The sequence below is a fragment of the Erwinia sp. CGal63 genome, assembly GCF_037026505.1.
Classification (GTDB): Bacteria; Pseudomonadota; Gammaproteobacteria; order Enterobacterales; family Enterobacteriaceae; genus Erwinia.
In genome coordinates this window covers 1434089-1450522 of sequence record NZ_JAKUMN010000001.1, presented here as the reverse complement: position 1 = coordinate 1450522, position 16434 = coordinate 1434089, and the positions used below count along the sequence as shown (strand labels likewise).

Here is a 16434-nt window from a genome sequence, read left to right as displayed (position 1 = left end):
CAGGCTGACTTCGCTATGTGAAAGATGTTGAACCTGAACAGATTTCCCGCCAGCTGGATAAAATAATCTCTTCCGGCATTCCGGCAGCAATAATCGCTGGAAATAAGATCGATTTCCGCCAGCGCTTGCGGCTCTCCTGCGGGTGTGGCGGGTTATATTCAACAGCTATCCCTGTTTACCCGTGTCGGCAACGCGGATATCAAGGTTTGGTCGATAAAGGAACGTAAATTTTCCCTCGGCCAGGATAAATGTTATTTTAGATAGCGCGGAGTGTGCTCAACCAGACGCCGCGCCTTAATTATTTCTACATGGAGTGTAATTTGATGAACCAGAGTACGACACCCGCTTCAACCCTTTCTTCTGCCCAGCTAAAAGAGCAACTACTGCAATTAAACAGCAGCGGCGATCTTCCTTATGTTATTCGTGAGGAAGGTGATGAAATTATTGCCTGCTGGGATATTGCTAATGCCAGATGGGCCGGGAAGTTTGCCCAGGGTAAATTAGAAAAGCAGTTTGAAATAAGGCTCTCTTTTGACGAAAAGAAACGGCGGGCTCACTGCCAGCAAAAAATCACGGAGGTAGAATGGGGAAGCGATGGCGGCACAATCCGCTTCGGTAAGGAAGTCATACTGGGCAATATACGCCATCATGAACGGGCTTTCTCATTGGGAAGAAAAGCAGATGGGCGCTGGGGTAAGATCTACGACCAGAGTTTCTCTACTACTCAGATCACCGATCCGATTTTCGCGGTGATAAAACAAGCCGGTTGGAAACGGGCCTCAGGTTTTACCGGTAGCGGTAATAAAAAATTATTGTTTGTTATTGCCGGGGGATTTCTGATACTGGCGACGATACTTTTTTTCCTGTTTTCAGGGATGGGGAATATCAAGGAGAGCGCCCGTAATCAGATAGATCTGCTGCGTGAAGGAAAGATAACCGAGGTTTACCAGGGCAGCGCCAGCAGCCTGAAAAAGCGGTTGAGTCAGGATGAATTTAACGCAGTCATATCCGAAATGTCGATACCGCAAATAAAAGAGTACACATTTAACCGTATTGCAGTAAATAACAACAAGGCCAGGCTGGAAGGCTATTTCGTGACCGATGAGGGGGATAAAAGAGCGATCGAAGTCGGTCTGATCAAAGAAGATGACAAATGGAAGCTTATTTTTTTAAGTCTTTCTGACTAAAAAATGACGCCGTGCAGAAAACAAACTGCACGGCGTTTTGATGCTTTTATGTAAGCCAGGCGGCCGCGACCGCTTATTTAGCGCATTTACCGCACTGGTTTTGCGCAATCAGCGAGAAGAAATCGTTGCCTTTATCATCCACCAGGATAAACGCCGGAAAGTTCTCCACCTCGATTTTCCACACCGCTTCCATCCCCAGTTCCGGGTACTCCACGCACGCCAGGCTCTTGATGCTTTGCTGCGCCAGCACCGCCGCCGGGCCGCCGATGCTGCCCAGGTAGAAACCGCCATACTTATGGCAGGCGTCCGTTACCTGCTGGCTGCGGTTGCCTTTGGCCAGCATGATCAGGCTGCCGCCGTTGGCCTGCAGCTTATCCACATAGGAGTCCATGCGTCCGGCGGTTGTCGGGCCAAGCGAGCCGGAAGCGTAGCCTTCCGGCGTTTTCGCCGGGCCGGCGTAGTAGACGGGATGATCCTTCAGGTACTGCGGCAAGCCTTCGCCCCGTTCCAGCCTTTCAGCAAACTTCGCGTGGGCGATATCGCGGGCGACGATAATGGTGCCGCTCAGCGACAGGCGAGTGGAAACCGGATAGCGCGACAGCTGCGCCAGTACCTCTTCCATCGGCCGGTTCAGATCGACCTGATGCACTTCGCCTTCGCCCTGCTGGCGCAGTTCGGCCGGAATATAGCGCCCCGGGTTCTCTTCCAGCTTCTCGATCCAGATACCTTCGCGGTTGATCTTCGCCTTGATATTGCGGTCAGCGGAGCAGGAGACGCCCATGCCGACAGGACAGGAAGCGCCGTGGCGCGGCAGGCGGATCACGCGGATATCGTGCGCGAAATATTTGCCGCCGAACTGCGCGCCCAGCCCCAGCTTCTGCGCCGCCGCCAGCAGCGCCTGCTCCAGCTCGCGGTCGCGAAAGGCCTGGCCATGCTCGTTGCCCTCAAAGGGCAGCCCGTCATAGTAATGCGTTGAGGCCAGCTTGACCGTTTTCAGCGTGCTTTCGGCAGAAGTGCCGCCAATCACAAAGGCGATGTGGTAGGGCGGACAGGCCGCCGTGCCCAGCGTGCGCATTTTTTCCGTCAGGAAAGCCTCCAGCCTGGCGGGATTGAGCAGCGCGCGCGTCTCCTGCCAGAGATAGGTTTTGTTGGCGGAGCCGCCGCCTTTCGCTATGCAGAGGAATTTGTACTCGTCGCCGTCCACGCTATAGAGATCGATTTGGGCGGGCAGGTTGGTGCCGGTATTGATTTCACGATACATATCCAGCGCAACGTTCTGCGAATAGCGCAGGTTATCCTGGCAGTAAGTGTTATAAACGCCCTGCGACAATGCGGCTTCATCACCGCCGCCCGTCCAGACGCGCTGGCCCTTTTTGCCCATAATTATCGCCGTGCCGGTATCCTGGCAGGTCGGCAGCACGCCTTTTGCCGCGATCTCCGAGTTCCTTAAAAACTGCAGCGCCACATACTTGTCGTTTTCGCTGGCTTCGGGATCGCTGAGAATGGCGGCAACCTGGCGCTGGTGCGCGGGGCGCAGCATAAAAGCCGCGTCGTGAAACGCCTGCTGCGCCAGCAGGGTCAAAGCGGCCGGCTCGACTTTCAGCACCGGCTGGCCGTCGAATTCGCTAACGGAAACGTGGTCGCGGCTCAGCAGATAGTATTCGGCATCGTCGGCCGCGAGAGGAAAGGGAGGTTGGTAAAAGAAAGGTTTATTCGACATTTTGCTCACCGGATAAGCCGCAGCGCGCGCCGCGGTAAGGCTGAAATAGTGCTGGCGGTTTTGCCGCCAGCTTTTATTAACGACCTGCTCAGAACATCATCACCATCCACGGATAGGCGATCAGCATCATGCCGCCGAGGAAAATAGCGCCGAAGATGGTGCCAAGCCGCCAGTAATCTTTGGTCGGCAGATAGCCGCTGCCGTAGTAAATCGGGCTTGGGCCAGTGCCGTAAGGCGTAATAATGCCCATAACGCCCAGCGACGTCACCATCATCAGGCAGTAGACCGGCATATTAATGCCGGGGATCGCGGCGGCGATGGTCAGCATGGCCGGCAGCAGCGCGGTGGTATGGGCGGTGGTGCTGGCGAAGAGATAGTGCAGCAGGAAGAAGGCCACCAGCAGCATCACGGCGGCGACCTGCGGATCGATACCGGTCAACAGCTGGCCGCCTTCCTTGCCCAGCCACGCGATAAAGCCGACGCGCGCCAGGCCATCCGCCAGCGCCACCAGGGTAGCGAACCAGGCGAAAGTATTCCACGCAGGCTTGTTGCTGGTGATATCGTTCCAGTTCAGCACGCCCGTCCACAGCATCAGCACCACCACCAGCAGCGCGGCCAGCGCCGGTTCGATCCAGCTGGCGGCAAAAATCCACATCAGCAGCGCGCAGCAGACGAAGATCAGCAGCAGGATCTCATTGCGCGACAGCTTGCCCAGCTTCTCCAGCTCGCTTTTCGCCCAGCGCGGCACCTCGTCATTGATTTTCACCTCCGGCGGATAGAACCAGTAGGCCAGTAAAGGCATGGTCAGGATCAGCAGCACGCCCAGCGGCAGGAAGGCCAGGAACCAGCTTCCCCAGGTGATATCGAAGCCGACGATGTTTTTCACCAGCGCCAGCGCCAGCAGGTTGGGCGCCAGCGCCGACAGAAACATCGAGCTGGTGATACAGGCGGCGGTAATCGCTACCCACATCAGATAGGAGCCGATCTTACGCGCGCTGGGATCGTTAGGCTTAGAGCCATATAGCGGCGGCAGGTTAGCGATAATCGGATAAATGGTGCCGCCGCTGCGCGCCGTGTTGGACGGCGTGAAAGGTGCCAGCAGCAGGTCGGCGAAGGTGATAGCGTAGCCCAGCGTCAGGCTGCGACGGCCCAGGTATTTTACCAGGATCAGCGCCAGACGGCGGCCAAACTGGGTTTTATCGTAGCCGGCGGCGAACATAAAGGCGCCGAAGATCAGCCACACCGTGGAGTTGCCGAAGCCGCTGACCGCCCATTTAAAGGATTGCGTGGCGGCCTTAAATGACGGATCCGCCAGCTCCGCCGGGCTGAACAGCAGCCAGTGGCTGAACAGGGCGATAACCACGACGCCGGTCAGGCCAATCACCGCGCCGGGCAGCGGCTCGAAGATCAAACCGACGATGACGCCGACAAAGACCGCGAAGAAGCGCCACGCGTAAGGTTCCAGCCCGGCAGGCACCGGCGTCAGCAACAGCAGCACCGTGACCAGCACGGGCAGACAAAGCATAACAAGATGTTTTTTTGATCCCGACGAGGCGGGAGAGTCACTCGGCGTTGATTTTGGTTTCATAGTGATGGTCTGCAAGTTATCGGAATAGTGAATAATGCCCCGGTTATCGTGCCTTTATTCAGCCTGAAGACGGCCTGATTTTATACCGCGACCCTGGCGAGGTGATGACCTTTTTAAACATGTTCTTAACACACCATTAAGGAACTGTGAAGATAATGCAGGTCGCCCCGAATAATAATATTGATCTGGATCAATAAATATTTCCAGCAACTTTCCGCATTTTTTATAAAATAACCTTTCCCGAAATAAATCTTAAAAAATGTTACACCAGATGCAACTTTGGTGTTGCATTTTCATTTCCTGAAATAACTGGTACTAATTTTAACTTACTGATATTTATTATTTTATTTTCAGGTGAAAACTGGAATTTGCTTTTAGTTAACTTATGGGTAACAATCAATGGCGACAATAAAGCAATATAATAGCGTAATTTACGTAGATAATTTAAAAAGTTTAATAACTAAATTAACTGAATTTATAAAATTAAAATTGTTATATTCACCCTATAATTCAGCGCCCGTTAATTAAGCGATGATGTGTCTCAGGCGGCACGGTTCAAAAATTTCTAATTTTGGAGTCGATTATAATGAACACGCTCACCCCGATCCTTAATCCATTGACGCTGCCGAACGGCGCCGTATTAAAAAACCGCCTGGTCATGGCGCCGATGACCACCTGTACGGGATTTTACGACGGCACGGTGACCAGCGAGCTGGTGGAATACTATCGCGACCGTGCCGGCAGCCTGGGCGCCGTGATCGTGGAGTGCTGTTTTATCGATCCCAAAGGGCCTGCTTTTCCCGGTGCGATCGGCATTGATAACGACAACAAAATCGCCGGCCTGGCGCGCATAGCCAGCGCCATCAAGTCGAAAGGTTCGCAGGCGATCCTGCAGATTTACCACGGCGGCAGAATGGTCGAGCCGGAGCTGATTGGCGGCAGAACGCCGGTGGCGCCCAGCGCCATCGCCGCGCCACGTGAAGGAACCACCACGCCGCAGGCGCTGACCGGCGAAGAAGTCGAGGTGATGATCACCAAATTCGGCGACGCGGTAAACCGCGCCATTAAGGCCGGTTTCGACGGCGTGGAGCTGCACGGCGCCAACACCTACCTGATTCAGCAATTTTATTCGCCCAACTCTAACCAGCGCGACGACCAGTGGGGCGGCAGCCGCGAGAACCGGGCGCGTTTCCCGCTGGCGGTGCTGGATATCACCCATAAAATGGCCGAGCGCCTTGCCGACGACACCTTTATTATCGGCTATCGCTTCTCGCCGGAAGAGCTGGAAGTGCCCGGCATCCGCTTTGAAGATACCCTGTACCTGCTGGAGAAGCTCGCCGAGCGCGGTCTGGACTACGTGCATTTCTCTATGGGCCAGCTGCTGCGGCCTTCCATCGTCGACACCAGCGATCCTACGCCGCTTATCACTAAATTCCGCGCCATGCGCTCCGCAACCCTGGCGAAAATTCCGGTTATCGGCGTTGGCGGCGTGGTCAACAAAACGGATGCCGAACTCGCGCTGGAAAATGGCTACGATCTGGTCGCCATCGGCAAGGCCTGCATCGCCTATCCCGACTGGGCCGATCGCGTTATCCGCAACGACCATCTGGAACTCTATATCGACAGCAACCGCCGCGAGGAGCTGAAGATACCGGAGCCGCTATGGCGCTTCTCGCTGGTGGACGCGATGATCCGCGATATGAGCGCTACCGGCAGAAAATATAAGGCGGGCGTCTATCAGGAGAAAGTCGAGGCGGAAGCGCTGAAGCTGAAGATTAACGTCGCGCTGGATACCGACCGCATCACCGATATCTCGCTGGTGCCGGACGATACGCTGGATGTCGATTTCACCACCACTTTCGAAACGCTGCGCAACCGCATCCTGGTCGCCAACAGCCCGCATGTGGATGCGATTACCGGTGCCACCACCCAGAGCGAGGCGCTGAAAAAAGCGGTATCGCGCGCGCTGGCCACCTCCAGCAAAGAGCATGTGCTGGAAGAGGGCGGCAACCCGCAGGCGCCGCAGAACTATGATGTGGTGGTCATCGGCAGCGGCGGCGCCGGGCTGGCCGCGGCTATCCAGGCGCACGACGAGGGCGCGCGCGTAGCCATTATCGAAAAAATGCCGACCATCGGCGGCAACACCATCAAAGCGTCAGTAGGCATGAACGCGGCGGAAACCCGTTTCCAGAAGCTGAAAGGCATCAAGGACAGCAAAACGCTGTTCTATGAGGAAACCCTGAAAGGCGGCCACTTTAAAAATAACCCGGTGCTGCTGAAAGAGTTTGTGGAGCTGGCGCCCGAAGCCATTGAATGGCTGGCGGCGAAAGATATCGAACTGAACGACATTACCATTACCGGCGGCATGAGCATCGACCGTACCCACCGTCCGGCCGATCGCTCTGCGGTAGGCGGCTTCCTGATCAGCGGCCTGGTGAAAAACATCAACAAGCGCAATATTGAAGTGCTGCTGGAAACCACGGTGGAAGAGATTATCTTCAGCGAAGGCAAAGTGACCGGCGTGAAGGTGGTCGATGAATATTACGACAGCCGCATCCTCAACGCCCGCAGCGTGATCGTCGCTACCGGCGGCTTTAGCGCCAACCGCGAGATGGTCACCAAATACCGGCCAGAGCTGGATGGCTTCGTCACCACTAACCATAAAGGCGCGACCGGCAGCGGCATCGCGCTGCTGCAGAAAATCGGCGCGGGCACGGTGGATATGGGCGAAATCCAGATCCATCCAACCGTGGAACAGACCACTTCCTATCTGATCTCTGAAGCGATTCGCGGCGGCGGGGCGATTCTGGTCAGCCAGGCCGGACACCGTTTCTGTAACGAGATGGCGACCCGCGACAAAGTCTCCGCAGAGATCATCGCGCTGCCGGAGAAAAGCGCCTGGGTGGTGTTTGACGAGCAGGTCAGGCTCAACAACAAGGCCGCCGACGAGTATATCGCCAAAGGCTTTGTGGTCAGCGCCGCGTCGCCGCAGGAGCTGGCGATCAAACTCAATATGGATCTGCACGCGCTGCTGGCGACGCTGGAACGCTACAACCTCTTTGTTGGCCGTCAGGTGGACGAAGATTTTGGCCGCCAGACCGCGCTGCGCCATCCGCTGAATCAGGGGCCGTTCTATGCAATTCGCGTCGCGCCGGGCGTCCACCATACGATGGGCGGCGTCACCATTAACAGCGACACCGCGGTGCTGAATGAGCAGCAGCAGGTGATTACCGGCGCCTGGGCGGCGGGCGAAGTGGTTGGCGGCATTCACGGCGGCAACCGCATCGGCGGCAACGCCATCGCCGATATTATTATCTTCGGCACGCTCGCCGGACGCCACGCGGCCGATTTCGCGCTGCGCCACTAAAGCAGGCGAGGACGTTATGCCAGTTGAACAGCGGCTCTGCTCATACTCTGCGGTACTGATGGGCTCGCCGATAGTGCTGAAGCTGGCGGAACCCGACGAACGGCTGGCGGGCGACGTGTTCCGCCTGATCCGCCAGCAGGAGAATCTGTTTACCGTTAACCGCGCCGGCTCGCAGGTTATGAGCATCAACGAGGCGGCGGGCAAACATCCCGTAGCGGTCAGCGCGCCAGTCTTTGCCCTGATCGAACGGGCCAGAGAGGTCAGCGTGCTGCCCGGCAGCTGCTTTAACTTCGCCATCGGGCCGCTGGTCAAACGCTGGAAGATTGGTTTTAAAGGCGACAGCGTGCCGCCCGCGCACGAGCTGCAGGCGCTGCTGGCGTTAACCGATCCCGCTCGCGTCGAGCTGGATGCGCAGCAGCGTACGGTGTTTCTGCCGCTGGCCGGTATGGAGATCGACCTGGGCGCGATAGCCAAAGGCTATATCGCCGACGTGGTCAAAACCTTTTTGCGGCAGCGCGGCTGCTTTTGCGGGCTGATCAATCTTGGCGGCAATCTGCAAACGCTGGACGCGCCCGCAGGCGAAGCAAGCTGGGCGATAGGCTTGCAAAAGCCGTTCGGCGAGCCGGGCGCGCTGGTCGGCACGATCGCCGTCAGCAATAAATCGCTGGTGACCTCCGGCGTTTACGAACGCTATTTCGAGCTGAACGGCCAGCGCTATCACCATATCCTCAATCCGCAAACCGGCTATCCGCTGGATAACGAGCTGCTCGGCGTTACGGTTATCTCCGACAGTTCGCTGGACGGCGATATCTTTACCACGCTGCTCTACGGCCTGGGCGTGGAAAAAGGGCTGGCGTTTCTGGCCGACTATCCGCAAATCGAGGCGATTTTCGTCACCCGAGCGCAGCAGGTGGTGCTGGCGACGCAGCAGCCTTTCCGGCTGCTGGACGAGACGTATTACGTTACTGACAGTATTGCTTAAGCAGCGCGCTGTATTCCGCCTGCAGGCGGTAGCGATAAACCGGCCTGCCGGTCGCGCCATAGTGAATGCTGGTAAAAAGGATATTGCACTGCGCCAGCCAGATCAGATATTTACGGCAGGAGACGCGCGAAATATTCACCGCAGAGGCCAGCTCGTCGGTCGAGAACTCCTCGGCCGGATGCGCGTCGATCCACTGACACAGCGTGCGCAGCGTCTGCGGCGTCAGGCCTTTCGGCAGCCGTTTGCCGTCCGTCGGCGCGTTCTGATCGCCGTGGATCAGCCGATCCACATCGGCCTGCTGATACCAGGGTTGGCTGTCCATCAGCGCCTTGCGGCGACGCCAGCCGGTCAGCGCCTCTTCAAAGCGCGAGAACTGAAAAGGCTTGATCAGATAATCCACCACGCCGTAGTGCAGCGACTGCCTGACGGTATCGGCATCCGCCGCGGAGGAGATCACAATCACATCGACGGCCTGCTTCCCCTGGCGCAGCGCGGGCAGCAGATCCAGCCCGCTCTCCTGCTGCAGATAAATATCCAGCAGGATCAAATCGACGCTGCCCTGCAGCGCCATCTCCTTCGCCTGCTGCAGGGTCGCAGCGACGCCCACGCAGTGGAACCCCTCCAGCTGACCGATATAACAGCGGTTTAACTCTGCGACCATGGCGTCATCGTCGACGACTAACACGTTAATCATGCGCTTTTGTTTCCTCTATCCCAGGGCATCTGGACTAAAAATTGCGTATAAACGCCGGGCTCGGACTCTACAATAATTTTCCCGCCGAGGCTTTCAGTTTGTTGTCTGGCGAGGAATAAGCCCACGCCGCGATCCTCGCCTTTGCTGGATACGCCCTTCTCAAAGATAGCATCCAGCTGTGCCGGCGGAATGCCCGGCCCGTCATCGCTGACCTCGCAGGCCAGCCAGCCGTTTTGATAATGCAGCAGCACGCTGATCTCGCCGCCTGGCTCGCCGTCCGCGGCGTCCAGCGCGTTTTCAATCAGGTTGCCCAGCACGGTAATCAGCGCGGCCGACTGCGTTTCGCTGCCGCTGTCCGGCAGCAGGCTCTCTTCGCTGATAATCAGTCGGTGACCGCGCTCGGCGGCGCGCTCGATCTTGCTGAGCAGGAATCCTGCGATCACCGGCGATTTAATTTTCAGCAGCAGCGAGCCGATCTCCGTCTGGTAGCCGTTCGCGGTCTTCAGAATATAGTTTTCCAGCTGCTGATAGTTTTTCATATGCAGCAGGCCGAGGATGACGTGCAGCTTGTTCATAAACTCATGGGAGCGCTCGCGCAGCGCGTCGACATAGCTGACCAGCCCGTCCAGCCGCTGCACCAGCTGGCTTACCTCGGTTTTGTCCCTGAAGGTACAGACCGCGCCGATAATTACGCCTTTGCTGCGCACCGGCATGGTGTTGCTGAGCAGCTCGCGGCCTTTAAAATGCAGCTCTTTGTCCCGCTGCGGCACGCCGCTTTGCAGCACCTCGCGCAGGTTGGCGATAAGCGGGCCGGGCGCTTCGTCCTGCGGATGACGCGCCTCGGTGAATAGCTGCTGGGCGGCGCGATTGATCAGCGTCACCTGCGCCCGATCGTCGACCGCGATCACGCCTTCCTTCACTGATTGCAGCATCGCCTGGCGCTGCTCGAACAGCATAGAGATCTCATAGGGCTCCAGCCCGGAGAGCACGCGGCGCGAGGCTCTGACCAGGCAGTAAGTGCCGATGGCGCCCGCCAGCATGCCGAACAGCGCCGTCCAGAGCACCGACCAGCGGCTGCGCGCGATCTGCTGCGCCACCTCGTTTAACGAAATGCCTACCGCCACCACGCCAATCTGCCGCTGCTGCGCGTCATAAACCGGCGTAAACACCCGCAGCGCCTGCGCCAGCTGACCGCGATTGACCGAGACGTTCTCTTTACCCGCCAGCGCGGGCTGCAGATCGTCGCCGATAAAATGGCGGCTGATGGCGTTTTTATTGGGATGCGAGTAGCGAATGCCGTGCATATCGGTGACCACTACAAACAGCAGATGGTTGCTCTGCTGCACGGCCTGAGTCAGCGGCTGGATAATATGGCGATCGGGCGGCAGCAGCAGGCCGCGCTGGATTTCGGCGGAGTCGGCCAGGGTGCGCGCCACCGCCAGCGCCTTGTCTTTAACGCCGGTGCGGGTGATATGGCTAATCTGAAAAAAGTAAAAAAGGTGCACGATCAGCAAAACGGCGGCCAGCACGGCGCCAACCATCAGGCTGACCGAGGTGCTGAGCTTCAGCGGACGCTTGCGGGACTGCGGCGGATTACTCATCATCGCTCCATAGCGGTTTCGGTTTAGCCTGAGCGCGCAGGCTGTCGAAGATCAGGCGACGGCGCCGGACGCGACGCGGTTCAGAGTGGCGTTGTCGGCGCGCAACGCCTCCGCCGCTATCTCTTCCCGCAGCAGGGCGATCAGCTCACGCAGTCCCTGCGGCACGCGGCGATGGCCGGGATAGTAAAGATACATGGCCGGTTCGACGGGCGACCAGTCCGGCAGCACCACGCGCAGCGCGCCGCTCTGCAACTGCGCCGTCACCCGATTTTCCAGGCAGTAGGCGATACCGGATCCGGCAAGCGCCAGATCCAGCGCCAGCGTGGTGTCGCTGACGCAAATTTGTCCCGGCACATCAATAACGCGATAGTCGTTGCCCTGACGAAACTCCCATTTATAAATGATGCCCTGGCCGGTTCGCATGCGAATACAGGCGTGCGTGCGCAGATCTTCAGGCTGCGTGGGCTGCCCACGATGATAAAGATAGCGCGGCGAGGCGACGGCGACCCATTTCAGATCCGCGCCCAGCTTCACGGCGACCAAATCTTCCGGCACGGTACCGCCGAAGCGGATGCCCGCATCAAAGCCTTCCGCCACGATATCGACCATGCGGTCATCCACGCAGACTTCCACTTCCACTTCCGGGTATTTGCTAAGAAACTTCGGCAGATAGCGGCCCACAATCAGCCGCGCGCCGTCGCTCAGCACGTTCAGGCGCAGGCGACCCGCTGGCCGGTCGCGCATCCGGTTGATCTCGTCCAGCGCGTCGCCTATCTCCTGAAAGCCGACGTTCAGGCGCAAAGCCAGGCTGGCGCCTGCCTCGGTCGGCGAAACGGTACGGCTGGTGCGGTTAAGCAGCCGCACGCCCAGCCGCGTTTCCAGATTACGGATGGCGTGGCTGAGCGCGGAAGTGGTGATGCCCAGCTCAATGGCGGCTTTGGTAAAGCTGCGCAGGCGCTCCACCATACGAAAGGCGTTCAGGTCGGCCAGATCGCTGCGCGACAGCGCGGCGGCAGGTTTAGCGGGCATAGCGCGTAATCCAGGATGAGCCAGATTCAATGCTGCAGGGAAAGCGATTGCACTCTGGCGGCGGTAAAGGGGATTAAGTTTAATGATATTCACTAATGGGAAGCAACTGTTGAGGTCATCTTCGCGCGGCTTCTTTATTTAAGGAATCGCTATGAAACAACAGGCTAAAATCCTCCGCAGCGTGACTGCCCGGCAAAAATCGTTGCGTTATTTGTCACAATTCGTTAACTATTAACGCCTTGTCCCGCTATGGAAACGCCTGAACCAATGAAGCCAGCTCACGCATCCGCGTCCGCCTCGCCGCTCTCCGTCGGCTTTATTCTGCTGCACCGTTTTACGCTGCTGCCTTTTGCGGCGTTCGTGGACTGCCTGCGGCTGGCGGCGGACGAGGGCGATCGCAGCCGTCAGCTGCGCTGTCACTGGACGTTTATGACTCCCAACGGCGAGCCGGCGATCTCCAGCTGCGGTGCGGTGATCACGCCGTGCGAAACGCTGATTAATCCAGAAAAATTCGACTATATCGTGGTGATCGGCGGCGTGCAGGACGAAAAAGAGAAGCTGGATCGCCGCGCCATCGACTATCTTCGTCTGGCCGCGCAGTTTGGCGTGCCGCTGGTGGGCCTCTGTACCGGCGTCTTTGCCCTGATTCAGGCAGGCGTAATGGACGGCAGACGCTGCTGCGTCAGCTGGTATCATCACGGCGATCTGGCGCGGCGCTTTCCGGCGATTACGCCGGTGGCGGATCGTCTGTTTGTGGATGACGGCAAGCTGATCACTTGCGCGGGCGGCGTCGCGGCGGCGGACGTGGCCGCGCACCTGGTAGAGCGCCATCTGGGCCGCGCCTGGGCGATAAAAAGCCTGCACATTATGCTGATCGACGAGGTTCGCCGCAGCGATCATCCGCAACCGCAGCCGGTTATTTTCGAAAAAGTCAGCGATCGCCTGGTGCGCAGCGCAATAGATATTATTTCCCAGCATATGGGCGAGGTGATCTCTGTCGACGCATTGGCGAAAAGGCTGAATACCTCGCGCAGAAACATAGAGCGTAAGTTTCAGGACGAATTAGGCGTCGGGCCGCAGCGTTTCGCCCGCGACTTAAGGCTGCGCTATGGCTTATGGCTGCTGCACTACACCACCAAAAGCGTGACTGAAATCGGCGAGCGCTGCGGCTTTGCGGATTCAGCGCACTTTTCGCGGCATTTCCGCGAGGCTTTTGGCTATCCCCCTTCCGGCGTGCGTAAAGGGACTCAGGAGCATGTTGATCCCTTCTTTTTACATATTGCCAGCGAGCATTAAGAACATCACGGGTCACCTTATAACAATATAAGGCGGCACCTGTTTAATTATCGTAGCGGCGTCATTGTTATTATTCCCTCTGCTTTACGATCGCCTCCAGCAATCATATTTTCTTATATCCCCTGAGTCTTCATACAAAGATTTTTAAAAATTAAAATATTTTATTTATTTGATTTTTAAGGATTGTCGCAGAAATGTCATCTTTTCTGTCGCAAACGTTCAAGCTTATTGCGCACGCGGCTGGCTATTCTGAAGCGGTGGTGGACGAGCTCCTGAGAAAGTGTGATTTACCTCACGATGCCGCCCTTATTTATTCCGCCTGCTTCGTCCGGCTTTATTTTCGCTAAAGCCACTGTGCCCTTACTGCTTGCGCCTGAAGGTGAAAAGATGAACGCAAATGATTTAAATACTGTCGATCCACAGCTGTTTGCCGCCGTAGTTGACGAAATGGTGCGCCAGGAAGCGCATATTGAGTTAATCGCTTCGGAAAATTACGTCAGCAATCAGGTGATGTCCCTGCAGGGCAGCCAGCTCACCAATAAATATGCCGAAGGCTATCCGGGCAAACGCTATTATGGCGGCTGCGAGCATGTGGACGTCGTAGAGCGGCTGGCGATCGAACGCGCCTGCCTGCTGTTTGGCGCCGACTACGCTAACGTGCAGCCCCATTCCGGCGCACAGGCCAACGCGGCGGTATTTATGGCGCTGCTGAAGCCCGGCGACACCATTCTGGGCATGAGTCTGGCGCATGGCGGTCATTTAACTCACGGCGCCGCGCCTAACGTTTCCGGCAAGCACTATCACGCCGTGCAGTACGGGCTGGATGTGGAAACCGGCGAAATCGATTACCGCGAAGTAGAGCGACTGGCGCAGGAGCACCGGCCAAAACTTATCGTTGCTGGCTTCTCTGCCTATTCACGCGTGGTTAACTGGCAGCGCTTTCGCGAAATTGCGGACAGCGTCGGCGCCTGGCTGATGGTGGATATGGCGCACGTCGCCGGCCTGGTGGCGGCACGCTGTTACCCAAGCCCGCTGCCGCATGCCCACGTTGTTACCAGCACCACGCACAAAACGCTGCGTGGCCCGCGCGGTGGTTTAATCCTCTCGGCGCTCGGTGACGAATCGCTCTATAAAAAGCTCAACAGCGCGGTTTTCCCCGGCCAGCAGGGCGGCCCGCTGATGCATGTTATCGCCGCCAAGGCGATGGCTTTCCGTGAAGCGATGGAACAGGACTTTATCCACTATCAGGCGCGGGTAATTGATAACGCGAAAACCATGGCGACAGTCTTTATCGAGCGCGGTTTCGACATCGTTTCCGGCGGCACCGACAATCACCTGTTCCTGGTTTCGCTGATTAAAAAAGGCATTACCGGCAAAGAAGCCGACGCGGCGCTGGGGCGCGCGCATATCACCGTGAATAAAAACAGCGTGCCAAACGATCCGCAAAGTCCTTTTGTGACTTCCGGTCTGCGCATCGGTACGCCAGCAGTCACTACACGCGGTTTCGGCCAGAAAGATTGCGAAAACCTGGCGGGCTGGATCTGCGACATCCTCGATGCCTTAGCCAAAAAAGAGGAGAGCACCAACATCGAAGCCTGGGTGCGTTTTAACGTCGCCGAGCTTTGCGCCCGCTATCCGGTTTACGGCGAATACCATAAGACCTCGCTCGCTAAAGCCGCTTTCGCCTGATTCGCCCATAAGGAGAACCTATGCAACGTTATTCCGGCTTCGGCCTGCTCAGCCACGGGCTGAGCTACCACGAAAACTGGCAAAAGCTCTGGCGCAACCCGGTGCCGAAAAAATCTTACGATGTCATCATCATTGGCGGCGGCGGACACGGCCTGGGCACGGCTTATTACCTGGCGAAAGAGTTTGGCATCCGCAACGTGGCGGTGATTGAAAAAGGGTGGCTGGGCGGCGGCAACACCGCGCGCAACACCACTATCGTGCGCTCCAACTATCTGTGGGACGAGGCGGCGGCGCTGTTCGAACACTCCATGAAGCTGTGGGAAGGCTTAACCCAGGAGCTGAACTACAACGTCATGTTTTCTCAGCGCGGCGTGCTCAACCTGGGGCATACCTTGCAGGATATGCGCGATATCCAGCGCCGCGTCAACGCCAACCGCCTGAACGGTATCGATGGCGAAGTGCTGGATGCGCGCGGCGTACAGGATCTGGAACCGCTGCTGGACTGCTCTTCCCGCGCTCGCTTTCCCATTATGGGCGCTTCGTGGCAGCCGCGCGGCGGCGTAGCCCGTCACGATGCGGTCGCGTGGGGCTTTGCTCGCGGCGCAGACGCGCACGGCGTGGATATTCTGCAGCAGACGGAAGTGACCGGGCTGAAGATCCGCGACGGCAAAATTTATGGCGTACAGACCAACCGTGGCGATATCGAAGCCAAAACCGTGGGCTGCGTGGTGGCGGGCAACTCCGGCGTGCTGGCGAAAATGGCCGGGCTGAGGCTGCCGGTGGAGTCGCATCCTTTACAGGCACTGGTATCGGAGCCGCTGAAGCCGGTGGTCAACACCGTGGTGATGTCCAACCACGTTCACGGCTACGTCAGCCAGTCGGACAAGGGCGATCTGGTGATCGGCGCGGGCATTGATAGCTATACCGGTTACGGCCAGCGCGGCAGCTACCCGATTATCGAACATACCCTGCAGGCGATCGTCGAAATGTTCCCCGCTTTCTCGCGCGTGCGCATGAACCGCCAGTGGGGCGGCATTGTTGATACCACGCCGGACGCCAGCCCGATTATTTCCAAAACCGATATCGACGGCCTCTATTTCAACTGCGGCTGGGGCACCGGCGGTTTCAAGGCGACGCCCGGTTCGGCCCACGTTTTCGCCGCCAGCCTGGCGAAGCGCGAAATGCATCCGCTGGCCGCGCCGTTCTCCATCGATCGCTTCCACAGCGGCGCGCTGGTCGATGAACACGGCGCCGCCGCCGTAGCCCACTAAGCCGTTAAAG

The 16434-nt window shown here is 57.8% G+C and carries 11 protein-coding genes; 6 read left to right on the top strand and 5 right to left on the bottom strand.

Annotated elements, in window-relative coordinates:
* Positions 1 to 323: 323 nt before the first annotated feature.
* The gene (locus MKZ79_RS06550; protein ID WP_336140810.1) at positions 324 to 1187 is read left to right on the top strand and encodes a hypothetical protein; all 864 of its coding nucleotides are present in this window, start codon (positions 324 to 326) and stop codon (positions 1185 to 1187) included.
* Positions 1188 to 1260: 73 nt separating this feature from the next.
* Here MKZ79_RS06550 and fumA read toward each other — a convergent pair whose 3' ends face one another.
* Both fumA and MKZ79_RS06540 read right to left on the bottom strand, forming a co-directional pair.
* The gene (gene fumA, locus MKZ79_RS06545; protein ID WP_336140809.1) at positions 1261 to 2907 is read right to left on the bottom strand and encodes a class I fumarate hydratase FumA; all 1647 of its coding nucleotides are present in this window, start codon (positions 2905 to 2907) and stop codon (positions 1261 to 1263) included.
* A gap of 88 nt (positions 2908 to 2995) precedes the next feature.
* A complete protein-coding gene (locus MKZ79_RS06540) occupies positions 2996 to 4495 on the bottom strand; it encodes an anion permease (RefSeq protein WP_336140808.1) in 1500 nt (499 codons plus the stop codon).
* Between the two features lie 586 nt (positions 4496 to 5081).
* Here MKZ79_RS06540 and MKZ79_RS06535 point away from each other — a divergent pair.
* Entirely contained in the window at positions 5082 to 7862 is a 2781-nt protein-coding gene (locus MKZ79_RS06535; RefSeq protein ID WP_336140807.1) for a flavocytochrome c, read from the top strand.
* Between the two features lie 16 nt (positions 7863 to 7878).
* The gene (locus tag MKZ79_RS06530; protein WP_336140806.1) at positions 7879 to 8844 is read left to right on the top strand and encodes an FAD:protein FMN transferase; all 966 of its coding nucleotides are present in this window, start codon (positions 7879 to 7881) and stop codon (positions 8842 to 8844) included.
* Here MKZ79_RS06530 and dcuR read toward each other — a convergent pair.
* Genes dcuR through MKZ79_RS06515 form a run of 3 tightly spaced genes read right to left on the bottom strand, consistent with a single transcriptional unit; the run spans position 8825 to position 12168 of the window.
* Positions 8825 to 9538, bottom strand: a complete 714-nt coding sequence (gene dcuR, locus MKZ79_RS06525; RefSeq protein ID WP_336140805.1) for a two-component system response regulator DcuR — start codon at positions 9536 to 9538, stop codon at positions 8825 to 8827. The two genes, MKZ79_RS06530 and dcuR, sit on opposite strands and share 20 nt — an antisense overlap.
* Entirely contained in the window at positions 9535 to 11139 is a 1605-nt protein-coding gene (locus tag MKZ79_RS06520) for a sensor histidine kinase (protein ID WP_336140804.1), read from the bottom strand. Before MKZ79_RS06520 ends, dcuR begins: the two co-directional genes overlap by 4 nt.
* A 51-nt stretch (positions 11140 to 11190) precedes the next feature.
* Positions 11191 to 12168 (bottom strand): LysR family transcriptional regulator, encoded by a 978-nt coding sequence (locus MKZ79_RS06515; RefSeq protein WP_336140803.1) that lies wholly within the window; start codon positions 12166 to 12168, stop codon positions 11191 to 11193.
* Between the two features lie 267 nt (positions 12169 to 12435).
* Here MKZ79_RS06515 and MKZ79_RS06510 point away from each other — a divergent pair, with 267 nt between their 5' ends.
* The 3 genes from MKZ79_RS06510 (at position 12436) to MKZ79_RS06500 (ending at position 16424) form a co-directional block, all read left to right on the top strand.
* Complete coding sequence (locus tag MKZ79_RS06510) at positions 12436 to 13464, top strand: GlxA family transcriptional regulator (protein WP_336140802.1); 1029 nt, start codon at positions 12436 to 12438, stop codon at positions 13462 to 13464.
* Between the two features lie 387 nt (positions 13465 to 13851).
* Positions 13852 to 15153 carry a serine hydroxymethyltransferase gene (gene glyA, locus MKZ79_RS06505; RefSeq protein ID WP_336140801.1) on the top strand — a complete coding sequence of 434 codons (1302 nt, stop codon included), beginning with the start codon at positions 13852 to 13854 and terminating at the stop codon, positions 15151 to 15153.
* A gap of 20 nt (positions 15154 to 15173) precedes the next feature.
* Complete coding sequence (locus MKZ79_RS06500) at positions 15174 to 16424, top strand: sarcosine oxidase subunit beta family protein (protein WP_336140800.1); 1251 nt, start codon at positions 15174 to 15176, stop codon at positions 16422 to 16424.
* Positions 16425 to 16434: the final 10 nt, after the last annotated feature.

Coding starts and splice junctions, on each gene's coding strand:
- MKZ79_RS06515 (WP_336140803.1), bottom strand. CDS start 12,168: ATGCCCGCTAAACCTGCCGCCGCGCTGTCGCGCAGCGATCTGGCCGAC.
- MKZ79_RS06550 (WP_336140810.1), top strand. CDS start 324: ATGAACCAGAGTACGACACCCGCTTCAACCCTTTCTTCTGCCCAGCTA.
- MKZ79_RS06520 (WP_336140804.1), bottom strand. CDS start 11,139: ATGAGTAATCCGCCGCAGTCCCGCAAGCGTCCGCTGAAGCTCAGCACC.
- dcuR (WP_336140805.1), bottom strand. CDS start 9,538: ATGATTAACGTGTTAGTCGTCGACGATGACGCCATGGTCGCAGAGTTA.
- MKZ79_RS06500 (WP_336140800.1), top strand. CDS start 15,174: ATGCAACGTTATTCCGGCTTCGGCCTGCTCAGCCACGGGCTGAGCTAC.
- fumA (WP_336140809.1), bottom strand. CDS start 2,907: ATGTCGAATAAACCTTTCTTTTACCAACCTCCCTTTCCTCTCGCGGCC.
- MKZ79_RS06510 (WP_336140802.1), top strand. CDS start 12,436: ATGAAGCCAGCTCACGCATCCGCGTCCGCCTCGCCGCTCTCCGTCGGC.
- MKZ79_RS06530 (WP_336140806.1), top strand. CDS start 7,879: ATGCCAGTTGAACAGCGGCTCTGCTCATACTCTGCGGTACTGATGGGC.
- MKZ79_RS06535 (WP_336140807.1), top strand. CDS start 5,082: ATGAACACGCTCACCCCGATCCTTAATCCATTGACGCTGCCGAACGGC.
- MKZ79_RS06540 (WP_336140808.1), bottom strand. CDS start 4,495: ATGAAACCAAAATCAACGCCGAGTGACTCTCCCGCCTCGTCGGGATCA.
- glyA (WP_336140801.1), top strand. CDS start 13,852: ATGAACGCAAATGATTTAAATACTGTCGATCCACAGCTGTTTGCCGCC.